Below are 15,170 nucleotides of genomic sequence, written 5' to 3'. Positions count from 1 at the left end.
AGGTGGAGCTGTGAAAAAAGTAAGCGGGCTCCGATTTCCTGACGTCCGATGCACTTTTCTCACGCTCGCGCGGTGCGCGAAACATTCCGGAAACATGAGCTTGGGTACACCAGCCTGGACCTTCGGTCGCGCGCCAGCGTCCGGGGTGAAGGGTCGCCGATCCGGCTCCGCTGGATGGGTCCCTGAGTCGTTGACAGTGGCGGGCAAGGCTCGGTGGATCGGGCCGACCCCGTCACGGATCGGAAGCCGGGCGGCGCCCGGCACATCGATGGGAGGCCGCCGGCGGAGGTGTCCCCCCTTTACCAGCTCTGCTCCGGCGGGGCCTTTCGGGTGAGCGCTCGGGTCTTCCACCCTGGCGGGCACCCGGTCACCACAGGCGTGCGCAATGAAAAAGGTCGAGGCGATCATCAAGCCGTTCAAGCTCGACGAGGTCAAGGACGCCCTCGCCGAGGTCGGGATTCAGGGCATGACGGTGACCGAGGTAAAGGGCTTCGGTCGGACCGGCGGCAAGAAAGAGGTCTATCGAGGGTCGGCGTATGTCGTCGACTTCGTGCCGAAGGTGAAGGTCGACATCGTCGTGCCGGACAGCATGGTCAGCGACGTGATCGACGCCATCGAGAAGAGCGCCAAGACGGGTCGGATCGGCGACGGCAAGATCTTCGTCGTCCCCGTCGAGGAGGCCGTGCGGATCCGCACGGGGGAGCGCGGCGAGGACGCCATCTAGGAGGCACGCCGCCGGCAGAGCGTCACAGGGCATTCGCGGCGGGTCACAGGCTCGAGGATCGACAGCATCGACAGATCGGCAACCGACAACCGAGAAGCGAGCACGAGCCCGCGCACCGTCGAGTCACATACAGCGAGAGCAGCGAGTCAGCGAGGTAGAGAAGATCATGAAGGCGAAAGATGTCGTCGCGTTTGCGAAGGAAAACGACGTAAAATTTGTCGATCTCAAGTTCATCGATCTGCCCGGCATCTGGCAGCACACGACCATCCCGGCGTCCCGCCTGAACGAGGATCTCTTCGAGGAGGGGATCGGCTTCGACGGCTCGTCGGTGCGCGGATGGCAGCCGATCAACGCGAGCGACATGCTGATGACGCCCGATCCGTCGACGGCGAAGCTCGACCCGTTCCATGCCCAGAAGACGCTGAGCATGATCTGTAAGATCAGCGATCCGGTGACCGGCCAGCCCTACGGCCGCGACCCGCGCTACATCGCCCAGAAGGCCGAGAACCACCTCCGCGCGAGCGGCATCGCCGACACCTCCTACTTCGGGCCCGAGGCCGAGTTCTTCGTCTTCGACTCGGTCCGCTACGAGAGCTCGCAGCGCGGCGCCTTCTACGAGATCGACAGCGACGAAGCGGTCTGGAACTCCGGCAAGGCCGGCCCGAACCTCGGGCACAAGATCCGGTCGAAGGAGGGCTACTTCCCCGTCGCGCCGACCGACACGCTCGGCGATCTGCGCGGGCAGATGATGTCCACGCTGATCGAGACCGGCATCGGGGTCGAGGTCGGCCACCACGAGGTGGCGTCGGCCGGCCAGTGCGAGATCGGCATCAAGTTCTCGACGCTGACGGCGATGGCCGACAACCTCATGTGGTTCAAGTACGTCATCAAGAACGTCGGCCGCAAGAACGGCAAGTCGGTGACGTTCATGCCGAAGCCGCTCTTCGGCGACAACGGCAGCGGCATGCACTGCCACCAGTCGCTCTGGAAGGAGGGCAAGCCGCTCTTCGCCGGCGACGGCTATGCCGGGATGTCCGACACGGGCCTCTGGTACATCGGCGGCATCCTGAAGCACGCGAAGGCGCTCGCCGCGCTCACCAACCCGACGACGAACAGCTATCGCCGGCTCGTCCCGGGTTACGAGGCGCCCGTGAACCTCGCGTACTCGAGCCGCAACCGCTCGGCGTCGATCCGCATCCCGCTGGCCCCAGGCAATAGCCCGAAGGGCCGCCGCATCGAGGTCCGCTTCCCGGACGCGAGCTGCAATCCGTACCTCGCCTTCGCCGCCATGATGATGGCCGGCCTCGACGGCGTCCAGAACCGGATCGATCCGGGCGACCCGCTCGACAAGGACATCTACGCGCTCTCGCCCGAGGAGCTCAAGGAAGTGCCGCACATGCCGGGTTCGCTCGACGAGGCCCTCGGCGCCCTCGAGCGCGACCACGAGTTCCTGCTCCGCGGCGACGTCTTCACCCGCGACATCCTCAAGACCTGGCTCGACTACAAGCGCGAGCGCGAGGTCGACGCGGTCCGGCTCCGCCCGGTCCCGCACGAGTTCTTCCTCTACTACGACGTCTGATCGCCCACCCCGAGGGCAGCGCAGGGGCCGGCGCACAAGAAAATTGCGCTGTGCCCCTCGCTGCCCAGCCTCTTCATCGCTCGCCGTCGTGCTCGGCGAGCGCCGATGACGCCGAGTCGAAGCGTCGCGGTATCGGAAATCCACGGATCTCTGCGCCCCCGGGGGTGGCGAGGCGGGTTGTCGCCCCTCGCGCCGCGAACTTTTGCTTCCTGCTGGAGCGCGCCGCACCGCGGTACCGCTCGTCCATGGCTCGGGTTATCCTGCGGTCCGGATCCGACGGGGGCGGCGTAAAGCCAGCTCCTCCTCGGTTCCTCGGTTCCGCGGTCCTCTGGCCCGCCGGTTCGTCCCTATCCTCGGTTCCCTCAGTTCCTTCAGCTCCCCAGCGACACCTCGGCGCAGCAGTGAACCCCGGCGATCTCATCCAGTCTCGCTACCGGCTCGTGAAGCTCCTGGGCCAAGGCGCCAGCGGGTCGGTGTGGGCCGCGAAGAACGTGCTCATCGACCGCGACGTGGCGCTCAAGGTGATGAGCCCCGAGGTGGCCGGGGACGCCGTCGCGCTCCAGCGCTTCTTCAACGAGGCGAAGGCGAGCGGGCGCCTGCGGAGCCCGAGCATCGTCGAGATCCTCGACCTCGGTCAGGCCGAGGACGGCTCTCCGTTCCTCGTGTTCGAGCTGCTCGTCGGCGAGGGGCTCGACGAGTGGCTGCGGCGCGAGGGCACCATCGAGCCGGAGGTGCTGGTCGAGCTCTTCCTCGGCCTCGCGCGGGCGCTCGACATGGCCCATCAGCAGGGGATCATCCACCGCGATCTGAAGCCCGCGAACATCTATGTGCATCGCAACCACCTGGGCGAGCTCGTGGGGAAGATCCTTGACTTCGGGATCAGCAAGGTCCTGGAGAAGGAGCACAACTTCTCGCTGACCCGCACGGGCTGCGTCGTCGGCTCGCCGGCGTACATGTCGCCCGAGCAGGCCGCGGGGCGCGAGGACGTGGACGCTCGCGCCGACATCTGGTCGCTGGGCGTCGTCATGTACGAGGCGTTGACCGGGACGACCCCGCATCAGGCGCCGAACTACAACGCGCTGATGGTCCGGATCCTGAGCAAGGACTGCGATCCGATCGCCGCGCGCAGGCCAGGGCTCCCGCAGCACCTCTGCCAGCTCGTCGAAGCGTGCCTCCGCCGCGAGCGCGACGAACGGATCGCCTCGGCGGACGCGCTCGCGAAGGAGCTCGAGGCCGTTCTCCGCGAGCTGCGCGCCGAGCGCTTCCGGGGACAGAAGGGGCGGCGCGCCTCGGATATCGGCCTCAGCGGCGACGTCGGCCTCGCGCCGGAGAGCGCGGCGGCGCGGGGCGGCGACGCCGCCGGGACGCTGGGACGGCTCGTGCAGCACGGCAGGCGCCTGCCAAAGGCCATGCTCGTCGCGGCGGGCATCGGGGTGGTGCTCTGGGCAATGGCGCTCGTGCTCATCGGCAGGTACTGGATCCGCTGAGCGCCGCGGCGCCGCAGGGCGAGCGAGCGTGGTCGGCTCGCCCACGGCATGCGCGCCAGGTTGCTCCTTGCGGCGGTGCGCGTCGGGGCCCCATGTTGGCCCCACGTCGAGCCGTCACCCGAGCTCGAAGCGAGCATTGATGGAAAGGATGCAAGTCGATGGACGACCACCAGACGCATGAAGCGCACGCCCATGTTCATGGGCAGGGATGTGGACATCAGGCGTTGCGGCATGAGGACCATGTCGATTACCTGCACGACGGACACCTGCATCACCCGCACGGCGATCACTTCGATGAGCACGTGCTCTCGGTCGACAAGGAGAACCCTGACGCGTGCACGCCGAGCCATGCATGCGCCGATCACGAGAAGGCGCACACGCACGGGGCAGGCTGCGGCCATCAGGCCGTGCCCCACGGCGATCATTTCGATTACCTCGTGGGGGCGCACCTGCACCATCCGCACGGCGATCACTGCGATCACCACGGCTCGGTCCAGCTAGGGTGATCGCCGCGCCGCCCCGCGCCGGAGCTCCGGCGCGTGAGGTGGAGGCCGCGGGACGACGCGCGAGGGAGAGCGGCGAGCGTGAGCTCCTGGAACGACGTTCCGGGGAGCCCGGCGTCACGCGGGCGGCGCGCCGTGGTCGCCCGGTGCGCCGCTCGCGCTGCAGCGATGTGCGCCTGCGCAGGGCGCATGCGGCTCCTCCGGCCCGGACGCACCGATGTCGCCGGCGCCGCGCATGCCGCCGAGCCATGCGCGAGGGCCGAGCCTCATGAAGCTCGAGAGCAGGAGCGCGCCGAGCGCGGCCGCGCAGACCCACGCGACGGTGGAGTGCTCCTGGGGCGCGAGGTCGTGGAGGTCCGGGATCGCCGCGAGGGGGACGAAGGCGTTCGCGACGAGGCCGAGCGCGACGGCGAAGGCGACGCTGAAGAGCGCGGCGGCCGCGGCGGCGCGCGCTCCGAACGCCCGACGCAGGCCGCCGAGCGCCGCGATGTGGGTCGCCGGCCCCGCCACGAGGAACGCGAGCGCGGCGCCGACCGGGAGCCCCTTGTGGATCATCACCGCGGCGAGCGGCGCCGCGCCGTGCGCGCACACGTGAGCGGGCACCGCGAGGAGCGCGCTCACGAGGACGTCGTCCGGCGCGCCGAGCGCGCGCGCTGCGGCCGGCGCGATGGCCGCCTCGAGGACGGCGGCGAGCAGGAGGCCCGCGACGTACCAGGCGGCCATGTGATCGAGCGCTGGACCGACGGCCTCGGCGACGGCGGCGCGGAGCCGCGCGCCCGGCGATGCCACGGTCCGGGCGACGACGGGCGGCGCGCCGCCGGAGGGCGCAGCGCTCGAGCCAGGCGTCCTGGCCACCCTGGCGACGAGGAGCGCGACCAGCACGGCGAGGAGCGCGCCGCCCGCGACGCGCGCCGCGGTGAACGGCAGGCCGAGCAGCCGCAGCGAGAGCAGCGCGCCGGCAGGATCGAGCGCCGGCGCGCAGAGGACGACGGCGACGACCGCGGCGACCGGCGCGCTCGCGCGCGAGAGCCGCTGCATGCGCGGCGCAACGCCGCAGGCGCAGAGGGGCAGCGCCGGCCCGGACGCCAGGCTGCGGGCGGCCCGGGGCAGCGCCGCGCCGCCGCGCAGCGAGCCGGTCGAGCGATGCAGGACGATCGGAGACAGCGCGCGCAGGAGCCCCGCCACGGCGAGCCCGGCGAGCACGGCGGGCGCCGTCTCGATGAACAGCGGACCGAGCGACTCGGCGAACGACAGCTCGGACGCGTGCGCGCTCGTGAAGGAGCTCTCCGGGCTGGGGAGCGCGAGCGCGACGCAGAGCCCCGAGGCGAAGGCGATCGCGCTCGCCGTCCGCGCGCGCGCCCCCCGGGGCGGCGCCTCGTGCGTGTGGACCACGAGCCGCAGGAGGACGCCGAGGCCGAACGCGATGAACACCTCGAACGACTCGTGGGGGAGGCTCTCCACAGCGCCCTGGCCGAGGAGGGCGCCGAGGACGGTGAGCAGCCCGAGGAGCCCGAGGCGCGCGGCGAGCTGCCGCCAGCCCCAGGCGGGCAGGAAGCGCGCCGCGAGCGACAGCCCCTCGGGCAGCCGGTGCACGAGGACGGCGCTCGCGAAGAGCACCCCGTCCGCGCCGCTGTCGGCCGCGGCCACGGCCAGCGCGAGCCCGGCGCCGTCGAGCAGCCCGTGCACGGCGAGCGCCGAGAACGCGATCTCCCGCCCCAGCACCTCGCCGGTGTCGCGCCGCCGGTGCTCCGTGAGCCCGAGCGCCGCGTACCCGAGCGCCGCCCAGAGGAGCGCCTGCGCCCCGATCTCCTCGACGACGTGCGGCAGGTGGCGCGTGAGGATGAGCGCGGGCACGAGGCCGAGCGTCAGCCCGTCGAGCGCCGACGTCGGCAGCGCCTGGCGCCGGCCGAGCGCCACGAGGAGCGGCCCCGCGGCGAGGCCGGCGATCGACAGGACGACGACGAGCGCGAGCATGGGCGCGGTGGGCTATGCCCGAGCCGCGTAGCCTAATCAATATCAAATTGGTGTTGCAACCAGGATGCGGACAGCCGCCTGCGGCCGCCGAGCGCCGCGTCATTCACGCGGCACGGGGCTCCCGTTGGCCGGGGGCCGCCGGTGGCCCGGGGCTGCTCCGCCGCTCAGGCCTGCACGCACCGATCGCAGCGGCCCTTGATCTGGATCTGGAGTCCCTTGCGCCGCAACGCGCGCGGCGCGCCGCGCGCCGCCTTGATTTCGATGCTCTCGTCAGGGAGGCAGAGCACATCGCCACATGTGTCGCACATGAAGTGCGGGTGCTCGTCCGCCGTGTGGGCTCCGGTGGACTCCCGCAGCTCGAACCGCCAGAGGTGGTCGCCCATGTCGGTGCGGCGCACGAGCCCGGCGTTGGTCAAGTCGATCAGGTTCCGGTAGATGGTGGCGCGATCCCACCCTTTGGGGGCGAGCTCAGCAGCGAGCTCCGCGTGGCTGACGGGCGTCCGCGAGCGGCCGAGGCTCTGCAGCACCGCGATGCGCGGCGAGGTGGCCCGCAGGCCGGCCGCCCGGATCTGCTCACGGAGCTCCTCCGCGGACTGACCTGCTTTCGTACGCGCCATGCCAGACATCTACCGTCGCCAGGAGAGTACCGCAATCACGATGCATCGCGCCGTCGGCCGCGCAGCGCCCGGGTCGGCCGCGCGCCAGTGTGAGCGAGATCGCAGGAACGCCGCCGAACTCGTCGCGCCACCGCCAGCGAGACGCAGCGTCTGCCCTCGCTCGGACCGCGTGTGCGCGTGCCCGGCGCGGCTCCGACGAGAGGGCTGGCGGCGGCGAGCGCCGACCCGGCTCCGAGAGGATGTGGCAGGCGGAGAGTTTGGATAACGTCGTGCACCTGGCTTCGAGCGTCGCTCGAGCTGCACAGACCAGGCGGATGGGCGCGCGGCGCGGCGCTCCTCGGGAAAGCGCCTCGAAATCGGGGTGAGCTCCGCGGGCCCTGATCCCGAAGGCGCGGAGGACATGGAACAGGCGGAACAGCCAGGTCCCCGTCATCGTCTGATCTCGAGTCGAGGGGCGCTCCCTCGGTCCGCGCCGCTCTCGACGTGTGCTCCCTCATGGAGCGATCGATCCACGTTGGAGCAATCGGCGTGTCCGTTCCACACGGGCCGCTGCGCCTCGTCAACGCTCTGCGTGTCCGGGGGCCTGTCGGCGTTCGGCGAGAGAGCGCAAGACTCGTAAGACGACCAGAACGACCAGAACGACCAGAACGACCAAGACATGGAATCTTCCTTGGTCGTCGCGAGTGGAATCAGCCCTTTTGGAATTGAACCGATTGTGATCGCGGATATATATTCATGCTTCCTTTGCGGGGAAATGAACCAAGGAGAGTGTCCATGCGAGCTCGGACGTGCGCGGAAGTATTTGCCTTAGTCTTGATCGCTGCCTTGGGCGTCGCGTGCGGCGCCGACCCCTCGACCCCCGCGGAGGATGCGCCGGCCGTCGTCGACGTCGAGCCCGAGCAGGTCGAGGCGGCGCCGGCGCCCCTGCGGCGCGGCTGCGCGACCGTCGAGCTGAGCGACGTTGAGAAGGAAGCCGTCGAGCAGTCCGTCCGCAGACAGATGGCGCTCGGGTTCTCGGTGGGCGCGGCGGTCGAGATCCCCGTGCACGTCCACGTCATCAACAAGGGCATCGGCGTTTCGAACGGCGACGTGACGGACCGGATGATCGCGGAGCAGATCGAGGTGCTCAACGAGGCGTACGCGAACACCCGCTTCAGCTTCACGCTGGCCTCCGTCGATCGGACGAGGAACGCGACCTGGTACACCATGTCGTCGGGCTCTTCGGCCGAGCGGCAGGCCAAGGCAGCGCTCCGCATTGGTGGGCCAGACCACCTCAATCTCTACACGGCCAATCCGGGCGGCGGTCTGCTGGGCTGGGCGACGTTCCCCTCGAGCTACGCGGCCCGTCCGACCGACGACGGCGTCGTCCTGCTCCATTCCACGTTACCCGGCGGCAATGCGGCGCCGTACAACGAGGGAGATACGGGTACACATGAGGTCGGTCACTGGCTCGGCCTCTTCCACACGTTCGAAGGCGGTTGCCACAAGAGCGGTGATGGCGTTGCGGACACGGCGTCGGAGCGCAGCGCCGCGTATGGCTGCCCGCTGAACAGGGACAGCTGCCGCGGAGGTGGGCTCGACCCGGTCCAGAACTTCATGGATTACACCGACGACTCCTGCATGGATGGGTTCACTGCAGGGCAGGCCGATCGCATGTCGGCTCACTGGGATACGTATCGTTGATCGGTGGGTGATGTGACGGCGGGCGGCGGGCGACTCCGCCGCTCGCCGGCCGGACAGGCGTCCGGCAGAGATCGATCACATCGACTTGATCTGGGCCCGGCGCTCGAAGCTCCGGCTCTCGGTGAGGACGCGCGGCGCGGGCTCGGCAGGCGCCGGCCCCGCGCTCGAGTCCCTGTCTCCCTGCGCCAGGCGCTGCTGGCGGCGGGTGCCGGCCTGTACGCCGAAGTAGACGCCGAGGAACGTCACGACGCCCCAGCCGAGCAGGCCGACGGCGATGAGGCCGGTCTGGCGCGACGCATCGCCCCCGAGCTGGCTGATCTCCTCCATCGGCGCCGACAACTTGCTCACCTCCTTCATCGGCTCGCGCAGCGTCGCGACCTGCTCCATCGGCTGCTTCAGCCCGGCGACGTCGCGCATCGGCGCGTCCAGGGCGGCGACGTCGCGCATCGGTGCGTTGAGGGCGGCGACGTCCGTGAGCGGGCCGCGGATGCCCACGAGGCTCTCGTTCATCGCGGCGATGGTGGCCTCCATCTGGCTCAGCCGATCCATCGACTCCTTGAGGCGCGCGGTCTCCCGCATGCTCTGCTGCATTGCGTCCATCGACCCCTTGAGCTCGGCCAGCCGCTCCATCGCCGCCTGCATCTCCGCGAGCTTCTCCATCGGCTGACGCAGCTCGGCGAGCTGATCGATGCTCTCCTGCGAGCTCCGCAGCGTCTGATTCGAATCCTCGATCGTCGCGCGGGTCCGCCGCATCTCCTCCGTCGTTGCCTGGATGGAGCGCGTGTTCGTGTCGATCATCGTCGCCATGCCGCAGCCCGTCGACACGAGCGCGAGCAGCATCATCGGCGCAATCCGAAGGATCCTTCCGCAGTGCATACCTGATCGTTGGTTCCTCGAAGGCGGCGCGTCAATGTGTGCTTGACGCGGTGCGCTGAAATATGACATAGCCGTGTCCGAGGGGTGAGGCGCTGTGGGATATCGCGCGCGTTCGCCCGCGATCCGCTTGCGCGGCACGTGCTCTCACGGCGCTGTGAAATGTCGGTGTCGGTCCGGTGGATGTGACGCGCCGAGCGCTGGAAACCGGACGCAGGCGGTGGAAGGGGAGAGGCCGAGTGCGCAGCTGCGATGGACGCGGCGCCGCCAGCGCCGATGTCCGGAGCTACAACGCGGGTGCGTCGCGCTTCATGCCAGCGCGGCGGCGAGAGCTCCGTGGCGGCCGCGCGGGGCGGGGGCGCTCAACGCGCTGGACGGTCAGGCGGCGGGGCGCCGGCGCGGAGGGGGAGCGCGGCGAGGATCGCGAGCACGGCCGCGCCGAGCCAGGCGGGCGGGCCGGAGGCCTGCGTCCCCGCGGCGAGGGCGCCGTCGATCCACGTCGCGTCGAGCAGGGCGCCGCGCAGACCTGCGCCCGCGAGCGCGGTGAAGCTCGCGTGGACGGCGACCGCCGCGAACACGCCGCGGCCGCGCAGGAAGAGCGCCGCGGCGAGCGCGCCGAGCGCGGTCGCGAGGGCGAAGCTCGACGGGGACGCGCCCGGCGCGAGCCCGAGCGCGGCGCCGTGCGCGAGGGCGGAGAAGACCAGCGCGGGGCGGGGCGAGAGGCCAGCGCGCGCCGCGGTGGCGAACGGGATGCCGGTGAGCAGGAGCTCGTCGCGGACAGCGAGGGCGATGGCGCGCGCCAGGGCGAAGCCGAGGCTCGCCGAGGGCGCTCCGGCCTCGACGGTCACCCACCCCAGCACCGCGGAGACGCCGAGCGTGATCAGCACGGCGAGCGCGCCCAGCGCAGCGCCGAGCCCGACGCGACGGGCCAGGCGCGCGCGGCGGCCTGGGCCCTCCGGCTCCAGAGGGTCGGTCCACTGCACGCCGGCCCGCGCCGCGACGACGTCGGCGACGACCGCGCCGGCGAGCGCCGCCGCGAGCGGGCTCGACGACAGGAGCACGGACACGATCTGCAGGGCCGCGGCGAGGCCGATGAGCCAGGCCGCGCCGAGCGCGAGCTCCGTCAGGCGGCGCTGCGGTCCGGGGGGATCGCGCCGAGGAGGGGCCTGCTCCGTGGCGTTCAATGGAGCGTGTGCCACTGGCCGTTGTGCTCCACCTTCGGGACGTCCGCGTCGCCGTCGACCTCGTTGCGGTGACGCGCGCCCAGGGTGGCGACGAGCTGGACCGTGGACGGGCGCGCGGGCCGGTGGCGTACCTCCGACGCCGCGCGGAGCCGGCGGCGCGGCGCGGGAGGCGGCGGCGACCTCCGGCCGCGGAGCCGCTGCACGGCCAGCCGGCCGGAGACCAGCAGCCCGATCGCCAGCAGCGAGCCGGCCAGCACCGGGACGAAGCCGTAGCGGCGCGCGACGTTGGCGCGCCACGCGAGCTCGATCTCGCGGCCCGTCGAGACATAGGCGGCCCCGAGCGCGGCCTCGAGCGGCACGCCGCCGCGCACCTGAGCCAGCGCGCGCACGAAGCCCTGCCGCCGCTCGTCCTCGACGAGGAAGCGGACGACGTCGGCCGCCTGCGCGTAGGGCAGCGAGCCGGCCGTGTCCTCGGCGCCCGTCAGGTTCGCCTCGAGCTCGTCGAGCGGGAGGAGGCGCCCCCGGAGCGCGGCGACCGAGAGCTCCTGCGCGCGACGAGCGCCGCGGTCTCCGGCCACGTGGGCGGCGAACCCCTCGTGGAACCAGCGCGGGACGACGGCGCCGCCCGTCACCTCATCCAGGGCGAGGTGCGCGAGCGCGTGACGGAAGGATCCCTCGAGATCAGGCGCCTCGGCGCCGAGCCGCGGAGAGGCGCTCAGGACGGCGAGCCGCAGCGCGCCGAACGAGATCGCCGTCACGCGGCCAGCGAGGCCCCCGGGGACGAGATCGTCGAGCTCGGCGGGCACATCCGCGATCCGGACCTTCACCGGCGCGGTCAGCACGTCGCGGCCGAGCAGGGCGCCGAGCTCGGCGCGCAGGTCGCCGGCGCGGGCGATCAGCGGGCGGACACGGTCGCGGGTGGACGGGTGATAGGCGAACTCGATCCAGCCGAGATCCTCGGTGTGGTACGCCGGAGGCGGCGGCGGCATGGGAAGATCGGCGCTGCCGTCGCGCGGCGCGGCCGGCGCGTCGTAGACGCGGGGCGCGGCGCCGGCGAGCCGCGCGGGCGCGGCGATGATCGCGACGCAGAGGAGCGCGGCGAGCCTCAGCCCAAACCCCGCTGGTCTGCGCCGGGAGGAGCGCGTCATGGCGCGATCCGGCCCCGGAGGTGCACGGTGTCGCCGTCATCGCCGCCCGTCTGGGCCAGCACCAGCACGACGATCCCGGTCGCGACGACGCCAGCGAGCGGCCCCCAGAACCAGGGGGAGCTCCACGTCGAGCGCCGCTCCGACGGCCCCGACGAGCTGGCGCCGCCGCCCGCGGACCCCGACGCCGCCTGGGCGACGTCGGCGCGAGGTCCGCGAGGTCCCGAGGCGCCGCGCGGCGATGAGGCGGGCGCGGGCGGCGTCGCAGCGGGACCCGCCGCGCCTCCGCGCCGTTCGTCTCCCGCGAGCAGCGCGCGCACGGCCGCGCCCGCGCCCGGCCAGCCGAAGATCGCCCCGGCGGGGGCGGCCGCGCCGTCGGCGGTCCGCTGGACCGTCGCGCCGAGCTCGAGCGGCGCGTAACTCGCGCCCGCGACCCGGAGCACGCGCGCCACGGGGTGGCCGTGCGCCGTGCTCACCGCGACGACGAGCGCCGCGCCCGCGCCCGCGCCGAGCGACGCGAGCAGCCCGCGCGCGACCGGCTCGGACTCGGCGCGCCCGGCGGAGCGGCGCACCTCCGCGAGCTCCTTCACGGCGGCCGGCGCGTCCGGGCGCGGCGGATCGCCGGCGAGCACCTGCGCTGTCGCCTCGTCGATCGGCGGGCGGAGCGCGGGGTCGCCGTAGATCGCGCGGGCGAGCGAGCGAGCCGCCTCGGCGCTCGCGTCGTCCACCGCTACCACGACGGCGCCGCGCAGGGCCGACCGTGCGGCGGGCGCCTCCGGCGCGCCGCGCGCAGCCTGCGCCGCCGCGCTGCCCGCGTCCGGCGCCGCCGCGGCGGCTCCGTCTCGAGGCGGCTCCTGGGCTTGCGCGGGCGCCGCCGTGAGGCCGAGCGCCATCGCGACGAGGCCCGGGGCGACCGGCGGACAGCGGGACATGCATTCACGGTACGGAGGCCGCGGGCGAGCGTCAAACGGCGCGCGGCGCGGCGTCACGTCACAGCCAGCCGTGCTCGCGGTACCAGGCGACCGCGCGGCGCGTCCCCTCCGCCCAGCTCACCTCGGGCGCCCAGCCGAGCTCCCTGCGGGCGTCGCTCGAGTCGCAGACCCAGTGCGACGCGGAGAGCTCGTTCAGCTTGTCGCGCGTGAGCATCACGGCCTTGCCGGTGAGGCGGCCGAGCCCCTCGCTCGCGAGCGCTGCGCCGCGCACGAGCGAGAACGGGACGCCGAGACGGACGAGCGCCCGCGCGCCGAGCGCCGCCTCCACGTCCGCCAGCATGTCGCGCCACACATACACGCTTCCGTCGTCGATGAAGTAAGCGCGGCCGCTCGGCACGTCGCTCTCGATCGCCCGGATGCACGCGGCGGCCGCGTCGGAGGCGTAGATGACGCTGAGCGTGTTCCTGCCGTCGCCGAGCATCGGGAGGAAGCGGCGCGAGACGCTCTGGAAGAACGCGAACGACTCCTGGTCGCGCGGGCCGTAGATCATCGGGGGGCGCACGACGACCACGGGCAACGCGCCCTTCTCGGCGAGGACCAGCCGCTCGGCCTCGAGCTTCGAGCGCCCGTAGCGCGTCACCGGGGCCGGGCGCGCGTCGGCGGCGATGGGGCGTCCGTCCAGGCTCGGGCCGATGGCGGCGAGGCTCGAGACGAACACGAACCGCCGTATCGCCCCCGCCGGCGCCGCCTTCGCCGCGTCGAGCAGGTTCCGCGTGCCGTCGACGTTGATCCGGAAGAACTCCGCCTCGTCGCGCGCCTTGACCAGCCCGGCCGAGTGCACGATCGCGTCGACGCCCGGCGGGCCGACGACCGCGCGGCGGACGCTCTCCGCGTCCTCGACGGCGCCGTACGCGAGCTCGACCCCGCGCAGCGACGACAGGAACCTCGTGTCCGACGAGCGCCGCACCAGGGCGACGACGCTGTGCCCCTGCTCCACGAGCTGCTCGGCGACGTGCGAGCCGAGGAACCCGCTCGCGCCCGTGACAAGCACCCTCATCGATCCGCTCCTCCTTTCCGGTCCCGGCGCCCGCCGGCGGCTCGACGTGGCGCCGGCGCTGGCGCCCACGTCGCACAGCCGGCGCGCGCGTCCATCACAGCGCCCGCTCGTAGACGCGGTACTTCTTGTGGATCCGGCCGCCCATCAGCCGGATACCCGCGTTGATGGCGGCGTTGTCCTCCAGCGTCCACCCCAGCTCGCCGCCCTCCATGCCGAGCAGATGCGCCGCGCGGTTCATCTCGACGTAGAGGAAGGCGCTGAGCCCGGCGTAGCGCCGCACGTGGCGCCACTTCTTGCGGATGCCGAGCACGACGAGGCGACCGCGCTTCGGGCCGCGCACGCGCAGCCGCCACAGCAGCTTGAAGATGCCGCCCGGGAGGAGCTTGCCGTGGAAGTCCTTGATCAGCTGGTTGAGGTCGGGCAGCCCGAGCGACACGGCGGCCGGCTCGCCGTCGATGAACGTGATCTTGGTGAGCTCGGGCATCAGGATGAGCCGCACGTCCTTCGACCACTTGACGAGCTCCTTCTCGGTCATCGGGACGAAGCCCCAGTTGTCGCTCCAGGCGTCGTTGTAGACGTCCATGAGGATCCGGATGTCGCGGAGCAGGTTCTTCGGATCGCCGCAGCGCGTGTGCACCTCCGGCATCGCCAGGACCTCGGCGTGGGCCCTCTGCGCCCGGGCGGGGACGTTGCCGACCTCGTAGCCCCACGCGTAGAGGTCCTTCACCTTCTCGAGCCCCGCCTGCTCGATGAGCCGGCCCTGGTGCGGCCGGTGGTAGGGCATCATCATCACCGGCGGGAGCTCGAAGCCCTCGATGAGACAGCCGATCTCCTCGTTGGTCGAGAGCGAGTAGGGGCCCCGCATGCGCTTCATGCCGCGCGCGCGCAGCCAGCCCGCGGCCTCGGCGAGCAGCGCCCCGGCCGTCTCGGCGTCGTCGATCGTATCGATGAACCCGAACGAGCCGGTCTCGTCGCGGTGGACCCGGAGGTGCTCGTGATCGACCTGCGCGGTGATCCGGCCCGCTGGCCGGCCGTCCTTGTACGCCACCCACGCCGTCCCCTCGGCGTGCTCGAAGAACGGGTTCTTCTTCTTGTCGAGCCGATCGGAGATGTCCAAGTCGAGCGGGCGGATATAGTTGGGCTCACCCTCGTAGACGGTGTCGACCACGTTCAGGAAGTCCTTGAGGACCTTCTTGTCGCCCTTCCGGAGCTCGCGGATCTCGATAGCCATAGGGCCTGAGCCCGTACCTTCCGAGACGCGGCGCTGCAAGGGGCTCGCACCGACGTGGTCTCGGCCCGATCGCGGAGCGCCGCGCCCCGCGCGCCGCGCCGAGCCCTCGGCTTCGCGCGCGCGCCGCGCTGATCGCACGACGCCGCGCGCGCGAAGCCGGTAAGCTCTCGCGGAGGGCCTG

The 15,170-nt window shown here is 72.1% G+C and carries 13 protein-coding genes; 5 read left to right on the top strand and 8 right to left on the bottom strand.

Annotated features, from left to right (window positions below; all coding sequences use genetic code 11):
* Positions 1 to 385: 385 nt before the first annotated feature.
* The 4 genes from WME97_RS38430 (at position 386) to WME97_RS38415 (ending at position 4,296) form a co-directional block, all read left to right on the top strand.
* On the top strand, positions 386 to 724 hold the full coding sequence (locus WME97_RS38430; RefSeq protein ID WP_012239819.1) for a P-II family nitrogen regulator: 339 nt from the start codon (positions 386 to 388) through the stop codon (positions 722 to 724).
* A gap of 166 nt (positions 725 to 890) precedes the next feature.
* Positions 891 to 2,303 carry a type I glutamate--ammonia ligase gene (gene glnA, locus WME97_RS38425; protein ID WP_437545073.1) on the top strand — a complete coding sequence of 471 codons (1,413 nt, stop codon included), beginning with the start codon at positions 891 to 893 and terminating at the stop codon, positions 2,301 to 2,303.
* Between the two features lie 401 nt (positions 2,304 to 2,704).
* Entirely contained in the window at positions 2,705 to 3,790 is a 1,086-nt protein-coding gene (locus tag WME97_RS38420; RefSeq protein WP_437545072.1) for a serine/threonine-protein kinase, read from the top strand.
* 158 nt (positions 3,791 to 3,948) lie between these two features.
* On the top strand, positions 3,949 to 4,296 hold the full coding sequence (locus WME97_RS38415) for a hypothetical protein (protein WP_437545071.1): 348 nt from the start codon (positions 3,949 to 3,951) through the stop codon (positions 4,294 to 4,296).
* 114 nt (positions 4,297 to 4,410) lie between these two features.
* Here the strand turns inward: WME97_RS38415 and WME97_RS38410 are convergent, their stop codons facing one another.
* Together WME97_RS38410 and WME97_RS38405 are read right to left on the bottom strand one after the other, a co-directional pair.
* The gene (locus tag WME97_RS38410; RefSeq protein WP_437545070.1) at positions 4,411 to 6,267 is read right to left on the bottom strand and encodes a permease; all 1,857 of its coding nucleotides are present in this window, start codon (positions 6,265 to 6,267) and stop codon (positions 4,411 to 4,413) included.
* 164 nt (positions 6,268 to 6,431) lie between these two features.
* The gene (locus WME97_RS38405) at positions 6,432 to 6,884 is read right to left on the bottom strand and encodes a Fur family transcriptional regulator (RefSeq protein ID WP_437545069.1); all 453 of its coding nucleotides are present in this window, start codon (positions 6,882 to 6,884) and stop codon (positions 6,432 to 6,434) included.
* A 774-nt stretch (positions 6,885 to 7,658) separates the two neighbouring features.
* Here WME97_RS38405 and WME97_RS38400 point away from each other — a divergent pair.
* Complete coding sequence (locus WME97_RS38400) at positions 7,659 to 8,567, top strand: zinc metalloprotease (RefSeq protein ID WP_437545068.1); 909 nt, start codon at positions 7,659 to 7,661, stop codon at positions 8,565 to 8,567.
* Positions 8,568 to 8,642: 75 nt separating this feature from the next.
* Here the strand turns inward: WME97_RS38400 and WME97_RS38395 are convergent, their stop codons facing one another.
* From WME97_RS38395 to WME97_RS38370, 6 genes are all read right to left on the bottom strand, one after another.
* Positions 8,643 to 9,410 carry a hypothetical protein gene (locus tag WME97_RS38395; protein ID WP_437545067.1) on the bottom strand — a complete coding sequence of 256 codons (768 nt, stop codon included), beginning with the start codon at positions 9,408 to 9,410 and terminating at the stop codon, positions 8,643 to 8,645.
* 392 nt (positions 9,411 to 9,802) lie between these two features.
* Positions 9,803 to 10,639, bottom strand: coding sequence for a CPBP family glutamic-type intramembrane protease (locus WME97_RS38390; protein ID WP_437545066.1), 837 nt, complete (start codon positions 10,637 to 10,639; stop codon positions 9,803 to 9,805).
* Positions 10,621 to 11,772 carry a peptidase MA family metallohydrolase gene (locus WME97_RS38385; RefSeq protein ID WP_437545065.1) on the bottom strand — a complete coding sequence of 384 codons (1,152 nt, stop codon included), beginning with the start codon at positions 11,770 to 11,772 and terminating at the stop codon, positions 10,621 to 10,623. Before WME97_RS38385 ends, WME97_RS38390 begins: the two co-directional genes overlap by 19 nt.
* Positions 11,769 to 12,701, bottom strand: a complete 933-nt coding sequence (locus WME97_RS38380; protein WP_437545064.1) for a hypothetical protein — start codon at positions 12,699 to 12,701, stop codon at positions 11,769 to 11,771. Before WME97_RS38380 ends, WME97_RS38385 begins: the two co-directional genes overlap by 4 nt.
* Before the next feature lie 58 nt (positions 12,702 to 12,759).
* On the bottom strand, positions 12,760 to 13,758 hold the full coding sequence (locus WME97_RS38375) for an NAD-dependent epimerase/dehydratase family protein (protein ID WP_437545063.1): 999 nt from the start codon (positions 13,756 to 13,758) through the stop codon (positions 12,760 to 12,762).
* Between the two features lie 94 nt (positions 13,759 to 13,852).
* A complete protein-coding gene (locus tag WME97_RS38370; RefSeq protein ID WP_437545062.1) occupies positions 13,853 to 14,989 on the bottom strand; it encodes a hypothetical protein in 1,137 nt (378 codons plus the stop codon).
* Between the last annotated feature and the right edge of the window lie 181 nt (positions 14,990 to 15,170).

It is taken from the genome of Sorangium sp. So ce367 (genome assembly GCF_051520455.1).
GTDB classification, from domain to species: Bacteria; Myxococcota_A; Polyangia; order Polyangiales; family Polyangiaceae; genus Sorangium; species Sorangium cellulosum_B.
This window is presented reverse-complemented; position numbering and strand designations above follow the sequence as displayed.